Source organism: Streptomyces sp. NPDC001668 (assembly GCF_042893155.1).
Classification (GTDB): Bacteria; Actinomycetota; Actinomycetes; order Streptomycetales; family Streptomycetaceae; genus Streptomyces.
This window is the reverse complement of record NZ_JBIAUQ010000002.1, coordinates 1-21,457: the sequence shown is the minus strand read 5'-3', so window position 1 is coordinate 21,457 and position 21,457 is coordinate 1. Positions and strand designations below refer to the sequence as shown.

General features: G+C 68.2%; 18 protein-coding genes. 12 read left to right on the top strand and 6 right to left on the bottom strand.

The features are described 5' to 3' along the window. Positions 1-3: 3 nt before the first annotated feature. The 4 genes from ACFYZ8_RS05585 to ACFYZ8_RS05570 all read left to right on the top strand — a co-directional run bounded on the left by ACFYZ8_RS05585 (position 4) and on the right by ACFYZ8_RS05570 (position 2,883). Positions 4-438, top strand: coding sequence for a hypothetical protein (locus ACFYZ8_RS05585; RefSeq protein ID WP_359040008.1), 435 nt, complete (start codon positions 4-6; stop codon positions 436-438). Between the two features lie 677 nt (positions 439-1,115). Continuing rightward, positions 1,116-1,430, top strand: coding sequence for a hypothetical protein (locus tag ACFYZ8_RS05580; RefSeq protein ID WP_388532025.1), 315 nt, complete (start codon positions 1,116-1,118; stop codon positions 1,428-1,430). Then, positions 1,427-2,170, top strand: coding sequence for a hypothetical protein (locus tag ACFYZ8_RS05575; RefSeq protein WP_388532027.1), 744 nt, complete (start codon positions 1,427-1,429; stop codon positions 2,168-2,170). The genes ACFYZ8_RS05580 and ACFYZ8_RS05575 overlap by 4 nt, the downstream gene beginning before the upstream one ends. A gap of 407 nt (positions 2,171-2,577) precedes the next feature. Continuing rightward, complete coding sequence (locus tag ACFYZ8_RS05570) at positions 2,578-2,883, top strand: transposase family protein (RefSeq protein WP_359040000.1); 306 nt, start codon at positions 2,578-2,580, stop codon at positions 2,881-2,883. Between the two features lie 414 nt (positions 2,884-3,297). Here ACFYZ8_RS05570 and ACFYZ8_RS05565 read toward each other — a convergent pair whose 3' ends face one another. Then, a complete protein-coding gene (locus tag ACFYZ8_RS05565) occupies positions 3,298-4,545 on the bottom strand; it encodes a hypothetical protein (RefSeq protein ID WP_388532028.1) in 1,248 nt (415 codons plus the stop codon). Positions 4,546-5,181: 636 nt separating this feature from the next. On the opposite strand from ACFYZ8_RS05565, the gene ACFYZ8_RS05560 reads away from it, so the two are divergent. The 6 genes from ACFYZ8_RS05560 (at position 5,182) to ACFYZ8_RS05535 (ending at position 9,995) form a co-directional block, all read left to right on the top strand. After that, positions 5,182-5,538 carry a Mu transposase C-terminal domain-containing protein gene (locus tag ACFYZ8_RS05560; RefSeq protein WP_388532141.1) on the top strand — a complete coding sequence of 119 codons (357 nt, stop codon included), beginning with the start codon at positions 5,182-5,184 and terminating at the stop codon, positions 5,536-5,538. 484 nt (positions 5,539-6,022) lie between these two features. After that, positions 6,023-6,817 (top strand): hypothetical protein, encoded by a 795-nt coding sequence (locus tag ACFYZ8_RS05555; RefSeq protein WP_388532030.1) that lies wholly within the window; start codon positions 6,023-6,025, stop codon positions 6,815-6,817. Then, positions 6,814-7,116, top strand: coding sequence for a hypothetical protein (locus tag ACFYZ8_RS05550; protein ID WP_359039992.1), 303 nt, complete (start codon positions 6,814-6,816; stop codon positions 7,114-7,116). Before ACFYZ8_RS05555 ends, ACFYZ8_RS05550 begins: the two co-directional genes overlap by 4 nt. 413 nt (positions 7,117-7,529) lie before the next feature. Then, entirely contained in the window at positions 7,530-8,141 is a 612-nt protein-coding gene (locus ACFYZ8_RS05545; protein ID WP_388532032.1) for a hypothetical protein, read from the top strand. Next, the gene (locus ACFYZ8_RS05540) at positions 8,138-8,881 is read left to right on the top strand and encodes an AAA family ATPase (protein ID WP_388532034.1); all 744 of its coding nucleotides are present in this window, start codon (positions 8,138-8,140) and stop codon (positions 8,879-8,881) included. The genes ACFYZ8_RS05545 and ACFYZ8_RS05540 overlap by 4 nt, the downstream gene beginning before the upstream one ends. A gap of 13 nt (positions 8,882-8,894) precedes the next feature. Further along, positions 8,895-9,995: a hypothetical protein gene (locus tag ACFYZ8_RS05535; RefSeq protein ID WP_388532036.1), complete on the top strand. Its 1,101-nt coding sequence runs from the start codon at positions 8,895-8,897 to the stop codon at positions 9,993-9,995. A 20-nt stretch (positions 9,996-10,015) separates the two neighbouring features. Here ACFYZ8_RS05535 and tpg (ACFYZ8_RS05530) read toward each other — a convergent pair whose 3' ends face one another. Continuing rightward, positions 10,016-10,570 (bottom strand): telomere-protecting terminal protein Tpg, encoded by a 555-nt coding sequence (gene tpg / locus ACFYZ8_RS05530; protein ID WP_359039453.1) that lies wholly within the window; start codon positions 10,568-10,570, stop codon positions 10,016-10,018. A 222-nt stretch (positions 10,571-10,792) separates the two neighbouring features. Between tpg (ACFYZ8_RS05530) and tap the strand changes: the two genes are divergently transcribed. Together tap and tpg (ACFYZ8_RS05520) are read left to right on the top strand one after the other, a co-directional pair. After that, positions 10,793-13,018: a telomere-associated protein Tap gene (tap, locus tag ACFYZ8_RS05525; RefSeq protein ID WP_388532038.1), complete on the top strand. Its 2,226-nt coding sequence runs from the start codon at positions 10,793-10,795 to the stop codon at positions 13,016-13,018. A gap of 6 nt (positions 13,019-13,024) precedes the next feature. Then, positions 13,025-13,582, top strand: a complete 558-nt coding sequence (gene tpg, locus ACFYZ8_RS05520; protein ID WP_359039449.1) for a telomere-protecting terminal protein Tpg — start codon at positions 13,025-13,027, stop codon at positions 13,580-13,582. Between the two features lie 463 nt (positions 13,583-14,045). Here the strand turns inward: tpg (ACFYZ8_RS05520) and ACFYZ8_RS05515 are convergent, their stop codons facing one another. The 4 genes from ACFYZ8_RS05515 to ACFYZ8_RS05500 all read right to left on the bottom strand — a co-directional run bounded on the left by ACFYZ8_RS05515 (position 14,046) and on the right by ACFYZ8_RS05500 (position 20,521). Beyond that, positions 14,046-15,389, bottom strand: coding sequence for a helix-turn-helix domain-containing protein (locus ACFYZ8_RS05515; RefSeq protein ID WP_388532041.1), 1,344 nt, complete (start codon positions 15,387-15,389; stop codon positions 14,046-14,048). A 199-nt stretch (positions 15,390-15,588) separates the two neighbouring features. After that, a complete protein-coding gene (locus tag ACFYZ8_RS05510; protein ID WP_359039445.1) occupies positions 15,589-15,831 on the bottom strand; it encodes a hypothetical protein in 243 nt (80 codons plus the stop codon). Between the two features lie 163 nt (positions 15,832-15,994). Next, positions 15,995-16,918: a hypothetical protein gene (locus ACFYZ8_RS05505; RefSeq protein ID WP_359039443.1), complete on the bottom strand. Its 924-nt coding sequence runs from the start codon at positions 16,916-16,918 to the stop codon at positions 15,995-15,997. Between the two features lie 537 nt (positions 16,919-17,455). After that, entirely contained in the window at positions 17,456-20,521 is a 3,066-nt protein-coding gene (locus ACFYZ8_RS05500; protein WP_388532043.1) for a Helicase associated domain protein, read from the bottom strand. Between the last annotated feature and the right edge of the window lie 936 nt (positions 20,522-21,457).

Genomic DNA, 21,457 nt, shown 5'->3' with positions numbered 1-21,457 from the left:
CCGATGACCCAGGTACTCATCAGCCTCATCGCGGTCGCCGGCACCTTGCTCGGCGGCTGCCTGGGCTACTTCCTCCAACGACACGCCGGCAACCGCGCCGAACGGAGAGCAGCGGTGCTCGCCTACACCGGAGCCATCACCGAACTCATACACGCCCAGCAGGACTGGTGGTGGCGCAAGCACGAACAGCCGGACGGACCCGAGCACAAGGCCGCGCGCGTCGAGGGACAACGGCTGCGCCGCGTGGCCCGGCAGACGATCAACGGTCTGCTGTTCACCGTAGGCGACGCCGAGTTGGTCGCCGAAGCCCGCCAGATCCTCGAAGAAGCCAACACCGTGCACCGCGCCGCCGACCGGACGGAGATGAGTGCCCGCGCGGCCGCCGTACGAACGGCCCTCGACACCTTCATCCACCACGCCTCAGCACGAGTTCGCTGATCCACCCACATTCAAAGGGCCCGCCAGTGGCTTCACCCCCGACGTCATCCGGCTTCTCCGCCTGCTCAACCCATCCCACCCGTCCGCGGCCGCGACGGACGTCCCACCGCGGACGCGCAACGTGCTTACAGCTGCTCCCCCAGTCGACTCACCCGGAGCTACGGTCACGGGATCGGAGGTTCTGATGGCGGGCGAGGAGTTCGGTGATGAAGTCCGTGAGGACCTGCTCACCGCCCGGGCTGGTCAGTTCCCAGCCGCCGAAGCGGTAGATCTCGTATCCGGCGCGGGGCGGCTGGACAGCTGCGAGGGCTGGCTGCTTCGGGGCCGTTTGGCGTCCTGGTCGAGCCCGTCGACGAGCCGCTCGGCAGTCAGCTCAGGAGTGTGGCGAAGGTGCCGGCTACGGCGGCGGCGAGGGTGATGACCGCGGCGAAGGTGACGGCGGCGCGTGTGAGTGCTGTGGGGTAGGTGGCGCCGTCCATGCGGGCGCGCCGGCCGCGGCCAGCAGCGCGAGGACGATCACCAGAGCGGTGGCGAGGAAGAGTGAGGCGACGGTCACGGCGGACTCCCGTTGCGCGAGGGGGTGTTGAGTGGACGAAGGTCTCGGAATCCGTGTGCACCATGGTTCGCCGGGATGAAGATGAACACTGGCGAACACATCACGGCCCGGGGGCGAGCACGTGCGCGACGACCAGAATGGCCGCAATCAGGCGCTCACCACGCTGCGCAGGAGGCTGAGTGACGGGCTGGCCACGCTGGGGCTGATCAAGACGGAGCCGGCTGGCCGGGTGGGACTGGGGCGTACGACGGTGTCGCAGGCGTTTCAGACGGACGGGCCGGTGCCCTCGGCGCAGACCGTGGCGGTGCTGGCCCGCGCGCTGAAGTTGCCGGTCGAGGAGTTGCTGGCGCTGCAGCGGGACGCGGCCGGGAGCGGCGGCGGCGAGTGGCCGGGGCCCGGCAGGCTGATCGGACAGCTCTGTGCCGTCTGGCGGTGATGCGAGGGGAGGCCGGGGACCTGGACGGGGCCGAACGCCTTCTCCGGCAGGCCGCCGATCGCGGCAACGCCGGCGCCGCCCTGTCCTTCCTGGCGGTGTTGCGGGAGCGGGCCGGGGATCAGGACGCCGAAGTGCTGGCCAGCGAGGCCGCTCACCATGGCGCCACCGCTGCCCTCTCCCGCCTGGCCGAGATGCGGGAGGGCGCCAGGGACCGGGACGACGCTGAACGCCTGGCCCGGCTGGTCGCAGACCACGGCCACACCGGAACTCTGCGCCATCTGGCGGCGATGCAGAAGGAAGCCGGGGATCGAGACGGGGCGGAACGCCTCCTCCGGCAGGCCGCCGAGCGCGGCGACACCGACGCCCTGTCCCCCCTGGCGATGCTGCGGGAGGAGGCCGGGGATCAAGAAGCCGCCGAAACGCTGGCCCGCCAGGCCGCCGAGCATGGCAAGACAGATGCACTGGAACACCTGGCGATCATGCGCGAGGAAGCCGGAGACGGCCAAGGCGCCTCGTCCTTGGCCGGACAGGTGGCCCACCACGGCAGCGTCGGCACCCTGGAGCGCCTGTCGGTCATGCGCGAGGCGGCCGGCGATCGAGTCGGTGCCGAACTCCTTCTCCGGCAGGCCGCCGACCACGGCGCCAACACCGTCCTGCACCCTGCGGCGCAGATGCTGTTCACCAGACTGTGGCCGCATGGACTGGACCCCGACGGCACGCCGACGCCCCAGTGGCGGTGATCCACGCGCTACCACCAGGACGGCGCGCGACAGGGCTGGGTATTCAGCTGCTGAGAACGAAGATGCTGCTCCCTCCGCCTACGACCCGGTGGCGGCCGAGGAGGGGCCCCTCGGGCAGGGTGAGCAGGCTGACGTCCCGTTGGTTCGACCGACGTCTCGGTGCCCTCTCCGTGGGTGAGCCGGTCCAGTTCTTCGCCGTAGCCGCCGTAGAAGGCGACCCGCTCGCCGTGGACGGCCACCGCCTTGGCGCCCCGGACACGGTTCGCCCACATCTTCATGGGTCGGTCGGTGCAAGCGGGAAGTCCGTGTACGGGCACGCCCAGGCGGTGGTGCCCGACACGTTCAGGGCGTAGCAGTCGAAGAGACCGGGGATGCTTGCGCCGTCTGACGTCCAGTAGAGGTGGCCTGTGCTCCTGGCCGACGGGCCAGCAGTCGAGATCCTCGCCGATGCCAGCTACCAAGGCCTGGGCGCCCAGACCGGCGGCCGGGTGATGACACCACCGCACCGCAAGTTCAAGAGGAATGCCCCGGAGCGGTACGAGGAGATGTACGAGCGCCAGCGCAAGGCACACTCTTCGCGCCGTATCCGTGTCGAGCACGGCATCGCGCATTTGAAGAACTGGCGGGCCCTGGCCCGTCACCTCGGCCGCCGCGAGCATATGAGCGACACCATCCAAGCAATCGCCTGTCCCACCAGCAGACCGTGGACCTGAAGCCGACACGGCAGACGGAACCGGGGCCACACCGAAGTTCGCGAGGTCTCACCGCCTATCGTGCACGAGTTCGTTAGCGCATTGCTTCGACGATGTCTTCGGATCGGAAGGCACGACGGCCGCGGCATAGCGGTCGCGATTCACACGAGAGGCACGAAGACGATGACCGGACCGGACGGGCGCACAGTGCCAACTGGGTCGGGTTGGTGACGCGTCGGCCGCTGCTGGTTCCCCACCTGTGGCCCCAGCATGCCGCTGACACGGAGGAGGCATTTCGCGGCCCGGCGACTGCCGTGGAGCAGTATATGCATCCCCAACCCCGGCTCGCTACTACGCAGAAGGCATATCGCCCTTCAGGGGCGACCGGGCGTCCCCAGAGAGATATCGATCCGAAAGTGTCGCCTGGGTGGACTTTTATTTCTTGGCTGCTTCCATGAGTTGAGAAAATGTTCGGTCCGTCGATTGGGTCATGGTCTTCATTCCGTACGGTTCCTGTTCAGAATCGCTGAGGATTTCCTCACCATCCGGATCGCGAGAGATAGCAACGGTCAGGTACGGATCGGTGCCAGACCTGGTGAAAAAATCTCCTTCCCTCCATTTTGGCAACACCCACCAGGCGGTAGCATAGTCGGCTCGGTGTGTCATGTTGAGCATTTCGCTGCTCCGGTAGATCCTCGAATGAAAACGGTAGAATTCGTCCCCCTGGGCTGCGACCCATCCTGGGGCGTCCCAGATATGTTTCCCGTTCTCAGAGTCCGTGTCCCAGGAAGCCTCCGCTGATTCCGGATAACTGTTCCCCAGCTTGCATCTGTCAGCTCTAATGAAAGATGCGTTTGCGCTCAGCGCTACGCGGCCGATGCCAGACTTGATGGGTACCTCCACAGTGGCGTCGAGTGAGAAGTCGTCGCCGGGGTCGAGCCTGGAACCTGGAGACGTGATGTCTCCGGTACCCAACATGTGAGAAGGGGAGTAAATGACATGAGGTAGCGTAGAGCCGTAGCTCCACATGTCATTCTTCCAGGCACTCATGTCACCATCGTCTTCTGAGAACTTTGTGGGATACCCGTTGACTTTCCACATGGTTCCCACGACGTAAATGCGCACTGAGCCGGAGTTGCGGAACTCGATATGAGCCGGCACTTGAAGGGCCGACCCGTCCGCACTCAAAGTGGGCTTTCCGAAGGAGACGCCAAAGGGGACCTTCACGGGAGTGTTGTACGGGACGTACATCTGGGAGTAGGCGAGGCTGGCGGCTCCGACGACCGCGGACACAGCAGCACCCAGGGCAAAGCCGCGTGGATGAGGGATCCCGCGCCAGACATTTTGCCGAGTCAGCTCCCACAGTGCCCACACAACCCAGAGTGCCAAGCCGATCCAAAGCCAGAGGAACGGAGTATGTTCCCGACCCTCGATCTGGATGATGAGGAACATCAGATTAGTGCCGGCCACGGCGCCGACACCAACAAGGACCGCCGCGCCCGAGTACGGCATGACCCTTTTCCCCCAGTAGTCGAACAGAGCAAGAACCGCAACGAGCTCTACCAGCGCGGCGGCGATGAGAGTGACTCCCATGAGACGTCCGCCATACGCCAGCGCATTGAAGGCGTCCTCCATTCCCACGTGCAACAGCACGGCAGCGGATACAAGAAGCCCCAGGGTCATGCCCACGGCTTTACCCCGCCTTCTCCATGGACGGTCGGGCCAGCGCTCGCTGTCGGCCAACCAGTGGACACGTGTGGGGTCATTGAGGTCGATGTCACGCGGCAGTCCCACCCGACGCAAGAGCCTTCGCAGCTCTCGGGGAGACCAGGCGCTACCCACGGGGCTACCCCCGACACGTACGGGCCGCAAGCCTCGCTCGTCAGGCGCCTGTACCACTACAAAAGGTTGACTGATCATGACAGAAGAATGACTGCCGACTTGTGCCGACAGCGGGAAGGACACGCCTGCGATCGGGTGTTAATTACATCTGATGGTTGTAAATCGGATGGATTGTAAGCACCTTTGGAGCGATTGAGAAGGTGGTGTCATATTTTCTCCAAACCTACATGCTGTATCAAGTCACCCACGCACTATGCTGAGGCCCACACGAAGGACAGCCATGCCCCGTGTTCTCCTTCTTTGCAGAATGTGGCGCGTAAATGCAAACAGAATTCAGGCGCAAGATGTGCAGCAGTAGGGGGGGAGCATCTGATCCCAGACTCTGCACAGCCAGGACTCGTGATGCATCACCTGAGGACAAATTCACACCCGAAGGTGGCATAGTGCCTCAATCTCACCCAAGAACGGCCGGTTGTCCTGTTCAAAAAACGCGACTACGTGAGCGCGTGGATGACCGGCCAGGCCGGGATCCAGGTCCGGGTCCGCTTCATGCCCCACCACGACCACCGCATCGAGGTCTACCACGCGGCCACGGGCCGTTACCTGGGGCCTGCGGACCTGGCCGACCAGGCCACCGGCGAACAGTTCAGCGCGTACGGCGGGTGCGATGTGCCGTGTTGGTGTCAGTGGATGCGTGGCAGTGACGGTTTGTCAGGCTGGGATGTTGTCGCTGGTGGCGCATTGAGCGGGGGTGTGGTCACTGTCGTGGGGCGGCGCTTGTGGCGGTCACGGCTGTCATGGGCCGGTACACCCCGTCCCGCTCCACTGTCGTGAGAGCGGCACTTCTGAACGATGGTGGCGCTGATGGTCCTGTCCTGTTCGGCGAAATCCTGTTACGCCTGCTCGGCGGACATGGCAGAGCAGCGGAATAGAGTCGCCGTCCCGGCCGGGTGGGCCCGGCCACGAGGGGGGAGTCGGCGTGCGCGTGCGCAGGTGGTCCAGGTACACCGAGGACGAGAAGCAGCGTCTTGGGCGAGGTCTCCTAACGGTTCTCAGGGAAGGGGGTGCTCCGGACGCGGAGGCGTTTCTCGCCCGGGGCGATGAAGGGGTAGTTATCGAGGTTCCAGCCCCGTCATACGAGGGGGTCGTCGACCGCTACGGTCGCGCCCCTATCGAAGTACGAAGCGCCTGGGTCGATGGAGCAGTCCGAGGGATTCGGCTTCTCGCAGAGCGGGTCGGAATCGACCTGACCTGTCACGGTGAGCACAGCAAATAGGGTGCTGGGCATGGCTCCCACTCACTCCCTGAATCCGGGTTCGTGCACATCACGGTCCCGTGGGCGGACGCTGATCACCTGTTAGCCGCCCTTGCGGGAGTGGTTCCGATCGTTCCGGCGGACGAGTCGCAGTCAGAGCCAGTTGCGATCGAAGTGCGCGCAAGCGAGGTCTGCGAATCGGCCGAGGTGATTGCCTGTATGGAGGCGGTCACTTCTGCAGGAATCGCCCTGGCAGGGGCCGTGACGGCTCTGCGGGCTGCTGCGCGTGACGTGGGGGTCGACACGTACGCCGCTTCACGGCATCGCCTGACGGGCGTCTGTTCTGCTGTTTCTCAGAACACCGACCGTCGAATTCCCGGCCCTGACATCTACGACCCCTTCTGGGACGACCCTGTCGGCAGATACCTCATCCAGGTCAACTACCACTTGGCCGGCCTGCGAGGTGTCAAGACGTCGCGCCTTTGGGGCGTCGTTGAGGCGAGCCGGGAGGATCACGCTCACCAGGATGGCGAATACACACTGAACGAGGCTCACATCGCAGAGGCGATCGTGCGGTTCGATCCGGGCGTCGACTACGACCGCTTCTGCGCCTATATGCATGTGATGCGCGTGCATGGGACCAAGCGGAACTATGCGGAAGCGCGTGAACCCTCCCTCCGGGCTGAGCGCGAGGCTGCCATGCAGAAACTGGAGGCCGACCGGGAGGCACGGGCCCGGGCGCAGGAAGCGCGCGCTGCTGCAGCAGCCGAGCGGAAGGTTAGGACAGGCCAAGCCGCCCAAGCCGGGGCCGTCAAACGGAAGGATGTGTTTTACGTCGTGACAGGCAAGACCGGGTGACCGGCAAGCCGGGGGTCAAGTTCGGCATCAGCAACGGGGACGGAGAGGTCCGGCTGTCGCGGCACGCCCGCGACGGCTACAACACCCGACATCGGCTCTTCACCGGCCTTCCTGAGGGGGTTGCCCGAGAGGCGGAGAACGGGATGCTGGCGCGCCTCAAGGGCGCAGGCCACAGGCCGCTGCACGGACGCGAGTACTACCCGCAGGCTGCCCTTGGACTGATTCTGGACTCGCTCGATGGGGACCTGACCCCTGCTGCCGACTCCGTGGACAAGGAAGTAAAGGCATTGACCGGCTGACCGATCAGCCCTCCGACTCTGGGTCGGTGGGCTGGTTCGGTGACGGTGCGTCAGGGCTGGGTGTTTTCGCTGGTGGGGTGTTGAGGAGGGGCAGCTTCACTGACGTAGAGCGGTTTCTGCAGGGGGCGCGGCTGTCATGTGCCGGTACACCCCGCTCCGCTCCACTGTCTCGGGAACGGCACTTCTGATCCTTCCGAGGACTGCGCGGCGGCACGGTGGCCGGTGTCGGTCTTGCCGCGGGCGGAAGGGGGCGGGGTGGGGGAGCCGGGCGCGTGGGGTGAGATCACGGCCGGGCTGAGGGTGTCCAGGCCGGTGCTGGTTGCGCGGCTGCTGGAGCTTGATGCGGCTGGGGCGTTGACCACGGCGCATGTGCGGGCGGGCGCCCAGGTCGGCGGGGTGAATGTGCGCACGGTGTGGCGCTGGCTGGATGCGGCGCGGGGACGGAGGGCCGCCTGGAGCCCAGGCCGCGGGCCCGGCTGGAGTTGTCCGACCAGGCGTGGGCGGTGCTGGCCCAGGCGGGCGGGAACGTGGCGGCGCTGCACCGGCATCTGAAGGAGACCGACGGCGAGGTGCCCTCGCTGGCCTCATTGCACCGGGTGGTGCGGCGGGATGTGGAGGCCGGCCGGGTTTTGCCGGACCGCACGGTGGCGCGTCGGGAACGGGATGAGCAGCAGACGCGGCAGGCCCTGGCTGACCTCGCCCTGGCCGGGCCGTGTGAGGGCGGCGCGGCTAAGGCGGCTGTGCGCCGGCCGCCGCACCCTGCGCCGGAGGCGCCCCGGCGGCTCGGCGCGCTGACCGGTGCGCAGGCCGAGGCCGAACTCGCCCAGACCGCCGACACCGACCTCGCGCAGCTCGCGCTGCCGGACCTCATCCCGCCCGCCGCGCCCCCGGCCGACTGGCGCACCCCGCCCTCCCTCGCCACCCGGACCACTCCCGGCCAGCCTGCTCCTGTCCCGTCCGAACCTGCCTCCGACGGCCCACCCGAACCCACTGCACAGACTGCTGAAGACGGAGATGTCTCGTGACCGCGGCCACCTACCAGTACGTCGACCTGCCTGACGCGTCCGTGGTCACCACCCGCGCCCTGCTTACCGCCCGGGAGAACATCTCCGACACGGTCGACGCCCGCGCCATGATGTGCATCCACGGCGGTGCCGGCTTCGGCAAGACCCTCGCGGTCAACATCTGCCTGCGGGGACTTGAACCGGGCGAGGACGTCCGCAAGATCACTTTCCGGGCCCGGCCCACCGCCCGCGCGGTGCGCTACGAACTGTTCACCGCGCTCGACCTGGTCGGCGAACCGCCGCGCCATCCCAGCGAGTTCGACCGCTTGTTGAAGACGGCCCTGGCCGAACGCCCCCGCACTTTCCTTGTGGATGAGGCCCAGTGGCTCAATGGGGAGGCGTTCGAGTACTTCCGCTATCTGTGGGACGAACCCTCAACCCAGCTCGCGATCATCTTCGTTGGCGGGGAGGGCTGCCACACCGTGCTGCGCCGTGAACCGATGCTGTCCTCCCGCATTTTCATCTGGCAGCACTTCACTCGCCTTACCCCCAGCGAGGTCCTCGAGGCCATTCCCTTGTTTCATCCGGTCTGGGCCGACGCCGCCCCTGAAGACATCGCCTTCGCCGACCAGCATGCCGCGCACGGCAACTTCCGTGCCTGGGCGCAGTTGACCGCGCACACCCGCACCGCCCTGGCCCGCACCGGCCGCCCCCGTGTGGACCAGGAGCTGCTGCGCTGGGCCTTCAGCCGCCTCGCCTGATCACCACGCCGCCATGCCGCCCGCCGTGCCACCGTCCGTCGCCGTGGTCCTCGACCCAGGCGACGACGCGGTCCACACGCATACGGCCCTGGCCGCCCATCATCCGCCGCCCGGCCGGGTCACCCTCCACCCCGGGCCGGGCACGACCAGCGAGACCGGCCTCGCCCACGACCTTCTCGCCGCCCTGGGCAAACCGCCTCTGCTCCAGGGAGGCTTCCCCGCCGGCCGTCAGCCCGCCTGGGAAGCCGCCACCGCCTGGATGACCGCCCTTCCCGTCACCCGGCTGACCGTCCTGCGCGCCCACCGCCTCACCGCCCGCCGCACGATGCGCCTTCTGCAACTGCGTGCCCTCACCGGCATCCGTCTGACTCTGGTCTGCCACCGCCCGTACCTGCCCGCCGCCCTGCACAAGGCGCTGCAGACAGCCGACTATTGCGTCACCGCCGACTTCCAGGCCGCCCGACGCCACTACTACGGCACGACCGCTCCCGTATCCCCGCCTGCGGAGGAGCCCGCCCGGCCGGCCAACCGGTGGCTCACCCTGCCCGCACTGGATCGCCTCGTCTCCTACGACAGCCCCGCCACCTGTACCGTCCCGTGCACACCGCCGCCGATTACCTTCCGGCACCGGCCGCCACCCGCACCCCCCACCCAGCAGACAGCTCGGGAAGCCGTCCGACGCCTGGCCGCCGCGACCGCCCACCCCCGCCTGGCCGCAGCCCTCGCCGCCACGCTCTTCACCGGCGCCTCCTTCCAGCAGCTCGCCACCGCCCGCCCCGGCGACTATGACGACGTGGCGGCCACCCTGGCCCTGCATGACCGCGCCCGCTACACCGATGGCTGCGCCACCCACCCCCTACCCCCGTGGGCACGCCTCTTCCTGAAGGCCGCCGTCTGCTTCGCCCAGCTCGCTCCCGGCCAGGACCAGCATCTGCTGGCCGGCCCCCACGACCGCACCCACCTGCTGCGCGTGGCCGAGGCCGCCAGGCTCCGCCCGCCCCAGCCGCCCGCAGGCCAGCGCACCCTCCATATCCAGTGGGACTGGCGCGAACGCAAGGAAGCACAGCGCTATGACGCGATGCTGACACGGCACCAGATGCCGCCCTCGCACTGAGCCCCAACTCCGGTGCACGGTCAGTCGATGGAGAAATCGGCGAACTCCACGTCGGTGAAGGCGATCCCGAGACCGTGGGCACGCTGGCCCCAGTCCCGGAAGTAGGCATGCCCCAAAGCGCGGGCGAGGATCACCATCTGCTGCTGCTCACCCCTGCCGGCGTCCCGGGCGGCGAACAGCTCGCGGGCCACTTCTCCCGACAGGTACTGGGTGATCAGCCGTACTCGCGGATCGTCCGACGATCCTGCCGGAGCGGCGAAACCGAACCGCGCCCTGGTGTGGAAGACGAAACCGTCGGCCTCGGCCCGGGCCCGCCGGCGGGCCCGCACCAGAGGCTGCCAACGTGCCCTGACGGCCTCATCGATCAACCCCGCATGCACGGCACTGGGGCGGCGGCGCATTCCCGGCCGGGTAGTGACCCACCTCTGTACCGTGCGCTGGGAGATCCCCAGGAGGACGGCCACGTTCTTCGTGGAGCCCTTCTCCGCCTTCAGCAGGAAACGCACAGCGGCGTCACGCGTGGGCACAGGACGGGTCAGCAACGCTCGTTCGAGCCCCTTGACGATCTCACCCATGCCCGCCCCCGAGCGTTCTGCCACCGCCATGGCTGTTGCACGGCAGCCGTCTGCTCTCTCAGATCTCTCACACCAAGCCGCTTCCCTCGGTCAGTTCAGGCATAGCCGAGACACCACTGCGGACCTTCGGCTAAAGGACTTGCGGCAGCCGCTTACGCCGTCCGTACGCATTTGGTACGCGAAATGTGCGCTTCACGCTAGGGTCGGGGCTGGAGGTGCTGCATGTCCGAGCTGTTCGACGCGGTCGACGCGCTCATCGCGTCCCGCTCCCCGCTGCCGCCCCCGGCGGAACGCAAGCGGCTGCGCCAGGCGCACGGCCTGACGCTGGACGAGGTGGCCGCCGCACTGCAGGTGCGGCGCGCGACGGTCAGCGGCTGGGAGGCCGGCAAGACCGAGCCGCGGCCGCCGGAGCGCGACGCATACGCCCGCATGCTCAAGCAACTCGCCCACCTCTACCCCGCAGGCGCTCCCGTGCCCCCTGAGGACACGGCGATCCCTGAGACGCCTGCCGTTCCGGCCGCTCCTGCGCCATCGGCAGTTGAACCGGCCCAAGCCCGCACCGCACCCACAGGCCCTGCTGCGGAGCCCGCGAACACCGCACTCCGCCCCGCTGCCCCTGCCGCTGTATCGCGTCCGGCGGCCGCGACCAGGCCGGCGTCGCGCCGTCCAGCCGCTCGGAAGGCCGCCCCCGCAGGCACGACGGAGGCCGGCACCGATCCGCGTTTCGAGAACGGCCCGCTTGCGGTCGTCGACGTCGACGCAGATGGTCAGGTGCTGGCGTACTGCGTCGGCGGCCTGGTCCTGGACGTAACCGCGAAGTCGCTTCCCGCGCTGGTGGAGTGGACGCTTGGCGAAGGGCGGCTCGGTCAGCCGAAGTTGTCGGGGCCGGGCAAGGATGCCGACCCGCTGCTCGTGCTGACCGGGGCCGCGTGCGAGCACTACGGCCTGCCCGTCACGCTCACCAAGGAGGAGCGACTGGCCGGCCGGATCCCGGAGGGCCACAAGGTCATCAAGCAGCTGACGCGCGCCAACTGGCAGCTGACCAAGCGGGGCTTCGGACCGTGGGCAAGGATCTACCGCCCCGCGCAGGGCTCGGAGCGATCCTGCGTGCAGCTGTGCATCCCGTCGTGGGATGCGCTCGATGCCCGGCACTGGGCCGACGCCGCCCAGCTTCCGCCGGCCGAACTCGCGCGGCTCCTGGGCACCTATGCAGCCCGGGTGATGACACCGCGCGGCTCCACCGCCGTCACAGGCCTGGAGCTGATGACCGCCCTGCACCCGCCGACCCGCGCCTCCGAACCGGACGCGGACGGCAGGCGGCATTCCGAGCACAACCCCGGCTCGCTGGGCAAGGATCCGGTGGACTGCGCGCCGTGCGAGGCCCCCGACGGGCACCCGCTCCTCGCCGACCTGCCGCGCTTCCACCAGCGCACCCCGGCGGAGGTCCTGGTGGAGGAGGCGTACGACTGGGCGCGCCCGCTCACCGACGCCGAATGCCTGCGCCCTCATCTGGTGGGCATCGATGTGAACATGGCCTTCGCGGCCGGCGCGAACGGCCTTAACGTCGGCCTGGGCGAGCCGACGCAGGTCAAGAACCCCGTCTTCGACGCGAAACTGCCCGGCTCCTGGCTCGTCGACCTCTCCCACGTCGACCTGTCCCGCGTGAAGGTCGCCAAGGACAAGTGGGCGGACCTGGACGGCGAGCTGCTGCCGAGCCCGTTCACGCCGAAGGGCGAGCGCCCGGATGGGCCGGCCTGGTACGCGACGCCGACCGTGGCGTACGCGGTGGAGCTCGGCTACGACGTGACGCCGATCGAGGCGTACGTCCGCCACGACAACGGCCGCTACCTGGACGCCTGGTACAACCGGCTCCGCGATGCCTACCTCGCCACGATGGCCGACCTCGGCGTGCACGCCGACATGCCGCCAGCCGAGTTCCTCGCGGCGATGGACGGCTACCGCCGGCGTGACCCCCAGCTGGCGATCGTGGTGTCCGCGATCAAGGCGACCGTGAAGGGTGGCATCGGCAAGCTGCGTGAGCGCCCGCGTGGCGAGGGCTGGAAGCCCGGGCAGCCGTGGCAGGCCCTCGCCCGGCCCACCTGGCGCCCGGACATCCGCGCCGCGGTCATCTCCCGCACCCGCATCAACATGCACCGAAAGATCGTCAAGCACGCCGCCTTCACCGGGCAGTACCCGGTGGCCGTCCTCTCGGACTGCGCCGTCTACGCCTCCGACGGACCGTCGCCGCTGGACTTCCTGCCCTACCGGGACGGCAAGCCGCTGCCGGGCGGCTTCAAGCTCGGGGTGAATCCGGGCCTGGTGAAGTGGGAGGGCACCCAGGAGGTGCTGTGGGGCGAGGGCGTGCGCGAGCAGTTCAACGCCCCGCAGCTCAATCTCGCCCGGTATATCAAGGACGGCACCGTCACCGACGTCGACAGCGGGGAGTAGTAGGCGATGAGTGTGTTCGGGGACGGCCTGGACGCCGCGGTGCAGAAGGCGTTCACCCGCCCGGCGCCCAAGAGCGCGCCCGCGCAGATGCGCTACCTGGTCAAGCAGCTCAAGAGCACCAAGGCGGTCGCCCAGATGCTGCGCGTCTCCCAGCGCACCGTCGAACGGTACGTCAAAGACCAGATCAAAAAGCCGCGCCCGGACCTCGCCGCCCGCCTGGAGGCCGAAGTGAAGAAGCGCTGGCAGCCGCAGATCCGGGCCAAGGCGCGGCAGAAGGCGGCGACCACCGACGGCATCGTCATCGACACCCGCGCCCGGATCGGCTACACCGCGCCGATCGGCACGACGGACGAGGACCGCCTCCGGCACCTGACTGTCGCGCTGCCGCCCCGCTACGCCGCCCGCCTCTTCGACGCCCAGGAACAGGGCGCCAGCGACCAGCAGCTCCAGCAGATCGCCGCCGAAGCGCTCAAGGAGGTGTACTTCCAGGACAACGGCCGCCGCGCCGGCCAGCTGGAGGAGGTCCGCTTCACCGACATCGAGCACCTTGAGTTCGACCTCTGACCCACCGTTGCCTGGAAAGTCCGGGGCAGGTTGCGTGAGCAGGCGTACGGGCGTGGGCGGGGTGATGCAGTCAACCGCCCGTCGGTGTGCAACCTGGCCAGCCGCCACTGGGCCCGCTCGATGCGTACCTCGGGGGGCGATCACCCGGTGCATCTACTCGGTGGCGGCCATCCGGTACTGCGTCAGCACGTCCAGCGCCAGGCGGTCTCCGCTGCCCGCGTCCGCGCGGCTGCTCGCTTCCCGTCCTGCCCGGCGCGGCATGTACCAGTCACGGCAGCAGTCGGCCCGACCAGATCACGGACCGCGGAGACCCGACCGACTACGGTCACGAAGCGACAACGCCTCCGTGGGCCAGGCCCGCATCCCCTCACGCACCCGAGCCCACGCCCCGCCGCAGGAAGAACAGAGAAGTGGGCGGGGCCGCGCGCGACGCCGGGCGGACAAGCCGCCCGGGGCCGGACGACTACCCCTTCTTCTCCAGCAGCTTGGCCGTGATCACGCGGTCCGCGTCGACAAACGGGTTGACGCTGACATCAAGGCCGAAGAGCGCATAGATATGGCGCAGAGCTTCATACGCGTCGCGCTCTGGATCCTCCAGCGCCTGCCAGCTGTGGTTCCAGGTGGCGCTCGCTGCGGGCTGCGGCGAGCCGACGAACGGGAAGGTGGGATCGTCCCCGGCAGCCAGTGTACGAGCCGGCCTGCGGGTGAAGCCCGAGGCGACGATCCGGTGCGTCCACATGCCGCCGACCAGCGGCAGGACATGCCGGTCGACCAGTCGGAAGTACTCCAGAGTGATCTCTGTCAGCACGAACACGCTGATCCTGCGGCCCTCGCCGCCGGAGTGCTGCTCCATTGCCCAGCCCAGCATCTCCGAGGTGGCTGCCGCGGCACCGGTGACCGCTCCGTCCGATTCGATCAGCAGTCCGCGACGGGGAGCGTCGGCCAGCAGGAGACCGCCCTCATGAGGTTCCGGATGTGTGTATGCCGTGGACCAGTTGAAGGCGTGGGCGCCCCGGAGTGTGTCCTGGTGGCTCAGGACGTCCCGTAGCCCCTGCTCGGCGTACATGCCGGGGACGAGCCCGCGCGGATGATCGGGGACGCTCTGGAAAAAGAGCACCGGCCACTCCTCCAGGTCCAGGGCGTTGTGCAGGTCATCCCGACTCCTGGCGCGGTCAGCAGCCGGAGCGGGCGCGGCCTCAGGGCCGCGCCGCGTACGCAGGCCGTCGTTCAGGAGCCGGTACACCTCGTCCTGCGGGAGGAAGGCCGTGGTGTCGCCGTTGCGGATCGGGATGGTCCAGCTGTTCTTGATGAACTGACCGTTTTCGGTGATGCCCCGGGTGACCATCGCCCACCGGTCGGCCTCGGGCAGCGCCGGTACCTCGATCACGAAGTAGTGCCCAGATGCCTCCGGGTCGCCCTCGGGGTGGTCGTACCAGAAGAACTTCACCTGGAGCAGCGGGCGCACGTACTCCGTGATGACATCCTTGTATTTCGTGCTGTCGACCACCTTCTTGTCGAAGGGCGTGACCTTCTCGGCGACCTCGTAGAGCTCGGTCTGCTTCTTCTTCGCCTTGAAGCCGCACACGATCAGCCCGCCGCCGGCGTTCGAGAACGCGGCGACGTCCTTGGCGAGCTCGAACTTGCCCTTGTCGGTGCTCAGGTCGTACGGCCCTTCGGGCGGGACGCTCTTGAAGTCGACCCACTCGCTCTCTGGCGTGCCCACGATCTCGTACGGCTGCTGCACGGCGAGATAGGAGACGAGCTGAACTCTGCTGTCGGCGGCCATGTCGTCGGAGCGTACGCGCACGAGGGCATGGCCCGCGCGGGGAATTGCACGCCGAACTGCGACTCTTGTTCCGCGCTGGTGACCGAACTCTGGCACCCGTGCAGTTGGCCCCGTACGACTGCGCGCGTGCGGTGACCCTCGTACGGGGGAGCCGCTGGTGGCCCGGCCTCGGGACCGGGACCACCAGGTCGGCGTACGTGGGATCAGCGGGTGCGCCGGGTCAGCGCTGCTGGATCCACCAGATGATCCACCCGGTTCCGCTCGCGCCCACGGTGCCGGCGGCGCCGCGGAGGATGCCGTAGCCCGCAGTACGGGCGAGGGCGCGCAGGCGACGGCGGCGACCGCCGTCCAGCAGCTGCCGCAGCTGGGCCCGGATCTCGGACCAGGCGTGGCGCAGCTTGCCGTTGCCCTGGTGATGCCGGGTCGACGCCGGCTGGTCAGTGCCCTTAGGCTCGTTGAACATGCTGATGGTGCCTCCTTGGGGAGTGACTGTCGGTTTCTTCACTGGGCGGCTCCCTGCTCCAACAGGGGGCCGTCGCCCGTTTGCGGGGACGGCGGCCTGCGCCGCGCCCGGCCCGTGTATGGGGCCGGGAGTCATGGGCCGGGACAGAGCGTTCCGGCGGTGCTCATCGCGGGGCCAAGGCCTCCGAGAGCACGGGGACGCCGGAGGCGATTTGCAGCGCGGTGGCGGCCGCTCCCGCCGGGGTCCAGACGGCGGCCGCCGCGTCCCGGTCCGTCTTGTTGATGTTCAGGTCGAACGGCGCGGCGAGCGCCCAGCGCACACCCGTGCTCTGGCCGAAGATGGATGAGCCGTCCAGGTACTGCTCGGTGAGGAACTCGTACAGCAGCCCCTTCGCCTTCAGCTCCGCGATGCCGCGCCCGACGGTCGCCGGGGAGATCCCATACCAGGACGCGAACTGCGTGTCCTTGTGCAGGACGAAGGAGGGCTTGCGCTGGCTCATGAAGATGAACAGCATCGCCTTCGCCGGCATCGCCAGCGACTTGTAGTAGTCCTGCTCCCAGTACTCGAAGGGCACCTTGAAATAGATGTCCTTGCGGGAGCCCTCAAAGTTGCCCGATGGCAGCGTGTACGGGTCCCCGGAGCCGTCCTCGTGCAGCTTGGTGATGCGGGTCATCCGGCCGTCCGGCGCCGTGCTGATCAGCTTCAGTTCCTTCAGCTTGGCCAGGTGCCGGGAGACCGCGGCGCTCGCCGTGCCGTCGGTGGCGAACGAGATCCCTGCGGCGCGACCCCATGTCTCGGACCGGCGAGTGACGCCCCAGTCGCCGTCGACGCGACCGCGCGGGAGTGGGCCTCGTGCGGCGACGCAGTGGACCAGCAGGAAGAGCTCCAGCCGCTCGGGGCTGCGCAGCAGGTGACGGAGGGGGCCGGGCTTCGTGACCAGGCGGGGGCCCGGGAGGGTGTCCTGGACGAACGCACGCCGGATGGGGACGGCACGACTGGTGCGTTTGGACTCGTCCAGCAGCATTCGTATCGTGTCGCCCTGGCTCACGGCCTTGTCCCGCTTGAGAACGGTCAGTTCGGTGTTCACAGGCCCAACTATGCGCCCCAGCGTGGGCGGTTCGGGTGCCGGTTACGGAAGCGCGCACCCGGCCGGGCGCCTGCTCAGCTCGGCTAGTCGGAAAACATGTGAACACTGATGACCCCTATAGGAAGCCTCTCTCCACCAAAGACCGCAGGCTGGACCGTGTTTGGGGCCCGCAACTCATGTGCGTTCAGATTGCAATCTTTGGCAGTCTGGACCCCAACGTTTGACAATCTCAACTCGTGACTCCGTGCTTGGGAGGAGACGGCCCGAGTGGGTCCTGGCGGACCGGGACACGCCCGCCCGCCGGTGCCGCTATCCGCATGTCGTCTCCACCTGAGCGACACGCTCCGGTCGGCCGTGACAGGGTTCGTACGACTGCGCCGACACCACGAGAGCCCGGGCCTGTACAGGGCCGGGCTCTCGTGGGGGAGCATGCAGCGGTCGTCTCAGTACGAGTCCTCCCGTTCGGAGGGCGGCCCATACTGCTCGAGGAGGTCGCAGGTGCAGGGGCCGCCCTCGTACAGCACCGTGTCGCACTCGTCATGGTGGTGCCGTACCCGCGGCCGTTTCGGCGGAGCGGCTGGCGCTGGCCCGGGCGGCGGCCCGGAGCTCGATGTCGACGACGGCGGAGGCGATCTCGTCCTTGCGCCACTGCTCGGGGGAGTTGTGGCGCACCAGGCCGCCCGCGTAGGCCATGCGCAGTAGTTCGGCCTTGGTGTGCTTCCGCATCAGTTCGGCGACGCGCTGCATGCGTGCCCGGCCGCGGGCCGCCTCGGTTTCGCGCTCTTCGTCCGTCAACGTGTCGGCGTGGGGGACATGCTGCCCCTGCGCTGGCACCTCCGGCGGCATGGGCTGCGCCGGGCCGCCGTCCGTCGGAGCCGGGGCAGCTGGGCTGGCCTGCTTGGGTGCTGCGCCCGCCCAGTCGACACCGAGTTCGGCGAGGGCGGCGAGCTGTTCGGCGCTGAGCTTGTCGCGCCTGGCGCGGGTGTTCGAGACCCATACGCCTAGCTTCACGACCACCGGCTCCGTCTCGCCGTCGACCGCGATCTCTTCGTTGTGGCCCCTTGGCACCGGCCGGTCCGCGCCTTCCCGCTCCACCCACTGCGCGAGCGCCGCCAGGCCCCGCTGGAACGCCTGGGATGCCTTGCCCTGCCTCTTCGTCGCGCCCTTGGCAGCCGGGGCGGGAGACGGGGCCTCAAGCGGCTTGATGCCCAGCGTGGACAGCCGCTCCTGCTGCTCGGGCAGGAGTCGTGCCCATATGGCCGACTGGGTCTGCTGCTGGAGCCACTTGCCGATGTCGTCGCCGTCCATGCGTACGCCGGGTGCGATGTCGGGGCGCTGGCCGTCGGCGTCGACCAGGTCCGCCAGGACGCGGTAGTGGCGTTGCCAGTCCAGCGGCCACGGGCAGTTCCAGTCGGGGTCGATCTCCGTCAGTTGCGCCGCGCGTACGGCGGCCCGCTCCGGGGCCTTGCCCAGGCCGTTCTTTGCGCCCTTCCGTCGGAGGTTGGCCATGTGCTGCCCGATGGGCACCATCGCCTGGCCCTCGCCCCACACCGCGTCCTGACGCGGCGCGAGATGCCCGGTCGCTCGCCGGTAGGACCGCAGCGCGGCAAGCTTGGCCTCCCACGCTTCCTCGCCGGGCTCCCAGACCATCCCGGCCTCCGGCGCGTCCAGGAGGACCTTGCGCCGCTCCTCCAGCTCACCCGCCCGCAGCGCCTTGCGCTGCTGGTGCACCCACCGCCCGAGGGGGAAGCCCTTGGTGACGCCGACCTCGACCTCAACGTCATAAGGCACGGCGTAGACGCCGGTGATCTTGTTCTCCTTCCGCCAGCGGATGAGGGCTTGGTAGCCCTCCAGCCACACCAGCGACTCGGGCCGGTAGACCCGCGTGCGCAGGAACGCGGCGATGGTCCCCGCGTCGCGCGGGCTGGAGAAGTGGAGCAGGGCGGACTCGGCAGCGGCGTCGGTGTCGTAGGTCTCCTTGTCCTCGTCGTCGCCCTGGCCGGCGCCGATGATCCGTCCGTCCTCATCGCGCTGGAGGTGGACGGTGCGCTTGCCGTGGGTGAGGGCGCGGGAGGCGAGCTGCTCGACCAGGCGCTCATCGTGCGAGCGCAGGCCCTGGAGCACGGCCACGAGCGGCTTGAAGCTGGCGGAGGCGACCATATCCGTCGGGTCCTCGCCGGGCTCCAGGAACACCGGCACGATGATCCGCGCGACCTTGGTGGAGCCGTCCTTGTTGAGCCTCAGCGCGCGGCCGATGTTCTGCACGATCTCGACCTGGGAGCCGCGGGTGTCCGCGAAGCACACGGCCTCGACTCCGCGTTCGCCGGTGATGTCCACGCCTTCCCCGAGCACGCGAACGCTGGCGAGGAAGGCGCGGTGCACCCGGCGACCGACCGCGTCGATGCCGTTGGCGAACTGCCGGAGCACTTCCCGGCGTTCGGTGACGAGGTGGTCGCCGCACAGCCACGCCGACCAGACCCGGTCCGGGGGTACGTGGCGGCCGGCCTCGAGTTCGTAGAACTGCGCGTCGATGGAGGACTTCGGCAGCTTGTCGGCGGTCGCGAGGTCGTCGGCGGTGGCGTCCCGGCTGTACAGCTCGGCAGCCGTCTCCGGCAGCTTCTCCGCGAACGCCGCGGCTTCTTCCACCTTCTGGTGGAACGTCATGACCGTACGGAGGTTCCACTTCGCCGCGTGCTCCAGGAGCGCGGTCTGCAGAAGCGCCAGGCGCCGGCCTCGCTGCGCCTGCTCCGACTCCCCGAGGACGGGGGAGGGGTCGTGGATCTCCAGGACGTCGATCTCGAACCCGGCCAGGATCTCCCGCTCGATTGCCTCCGACAGCCCGAGCTCCGCCAGCCACGCGCCGTACGTGCCCTCCGGGTCGTCGGCCATGGTCGCGATCTCCGCCTCCTGGCCCTCCGCGCCCTTCTGCGGGCGGGCCGCGGCGAGGATGCGCGGGGTCGCGGTCAGGTAGAGCCGGTAGTCCGCGGGGATACGGGCGTTGTCGTGGATCGCCGCCCACGGCCGCCCAAGATCACCGGCCGTGCCGTGCGCCTCATCAACGATTGCGAGGTCGAAGCCCGCCATGCGCTGCCCGTACAGCCGCTCTCCGCCCGCCAGAGCGGCCTCCAGAGGCCCGCGCACCTTCCGCTGGCCTACGGGTGCGTCGATGTCCTCACGGTCCACCAGCGAGGCATAGGTGGCGAACACGACCGCCGGCCCGGAACCGGCCCACAGAGCGAGCTGGATCGGGTTGGTGGTGGTCCGCACGCCCAGCTCCTTCAGCACCGGGTCGTTCTCCAGTGAGCACACCGCGACCATCGAGGCCCGGTGACCGACCAGACGCCACGCCTGGGCAGTCTGCGCGAGCAGATCCAGGGTCGGGACAGTCACGAGGATCCGCCCGTCCCGGAAGGACTCCAGCGCGCACGCGGCGGCTGTGATCGTTTTCCCCGACCCGGTCGCCGACACGATGGTGCTTCGGAAGCCACGCGAAGGCACAGAGGGTCTTGCAAAGAATGGGGTGCCCACCCAGGCACGGAACTTTGCTTTCTGTTCCAATTGATGTGGACGAAGGCTAATCGGACGATGTCCCGTTGAAACCATTCTTGCTCCCCCTCCAGGTTCGTCCTTAAGACTACCAACTCTGACAGCTTCGCCCCATGCCTGATATCCGCCAACGGTACATGCTGCATCAGCAGCGCGATGACCTGGGCAAACCCCTCAGGCGAAATGAGAGGTTGCCTTTAATTCGGGTGGGGCGGTCACCCCAGCGCTCTTTCTGAAATTCTCACAGGCCGCATTCTGAGGCTTACAGAAAGTGTTGACCTGGCCATCTGACCAGCGTAGAGTAGTACCTAACAGCACAGGAGGACGTTCCTGTGCAAGCTTCAAGCACCCAGAAGGGACTTGATTTCAATGAATTATTCACAGAACAGGAACCTAAGTAGATGCGTAACAGATTTTCAGGCATTAGCGAGATAATCCTCAGCGCTTGCGGATTGACCCTAGACGTTCTAATGATTGGCGGACCCATTCCCATTTTGGTGGGAATTGTAGGTCTCGCACTCTCCATCTATCACGTAATTTGCAGTTTTAGAAACAAGAAGTAGCAGCCGCGTTACTGGTGATCGCCTCAACGGCGGTCACCAGTTTCCGCCAATAGTACATGCGGCATCAATCTGATGCACCCATTGCACTAGAACCGACACGAACGAGCCACCCCCACCCCTCGTAGCCAGCCCGGCCCGCGCCAGCGGGCCTCAACGGTTCTGGAGGCGCAGCCGGAAGGACCGTCAGGCGGGGGGAGCGCAGCGGACCCGCCGGCCAGGCTGGAGCGAAGCGGAAGCCTGGTGGCGGGACACAGTCCCGCCGGTCCGGGAGCGCAGCGGACGGACCGTCACCCTGCTTGCGCAGCAAGCAGGGTGTGTGCGGGTGGCGCAGCCACCCGCCAGCGCTCACGCGGAGCGGGAGCGCAACACCCGCGCGCAGCGCGGGTGTTCGCTTGCACATCGCGAAGCGATGTGGTACCCGCTCCGCGGG

Excerpts from the sequence above, each read along its gene's own strand:
- ACFYZ8_RS05585 (WP_359040008.1), top strand. The coding sequence starts at position 4 with ATGACCCAGGTACTCATCAGCCTCATCGCGGTCGCCGGCACCTTGCTC.
- ACFYZ8_RS05565 (WP_388532028.1), bottom strand. The coding sequence starts at position 4,545 with ATGACCCTGGGGCTTCTTGTATCCGCTGCCGTGCTGTTGCACGTGGGA.
- ACFYZ8_RS05535 (WP_388532036.1), top strand. The coding sequence starts at position 8,895 with ATGCCGCCCGCCGTGCCACCGTCCGTCGCCGTGGTCCTCGACCCAGGC.
- tpg (WP_359039453.1), bottom strand. The coding sequence starts at position 10,570 with ATGGGTGAGATCGTCAAGGGGCTCGAACGAGCGTTGCTGACCCGTCCT.
- tap (WP_388532038.1), top strand. The coding sequence starts at position 10,793 with ATGTCCGAGCTGTTCGACGCGGTCGACGCGCTCATCGCGTCCCGCTCC.
- tpg (WP_359039449.1), top strand. The coding sequence starts at position 13,025 with ATGAGTGTGTTCGGGGACGGCCTGGACGCCGCGGTGCAGAAGGCGTTC.
- ACFYZ8_RS05510 (WP_359039445.1), bottom strand. The coding sequence starts at position 15,831 with ATGTTCAACGAGCCTAAGGGCACTGACCAGCCGGCGTCGACCCGGCAT.
- ACFYZ8_RS05500 (WP_388532043.1), bottom strand. The coding sequence starts at position 20,521 with ATGGTTTCAACGGGACATCGTCCGATTAGCCTTCGTCCACATCAATTG.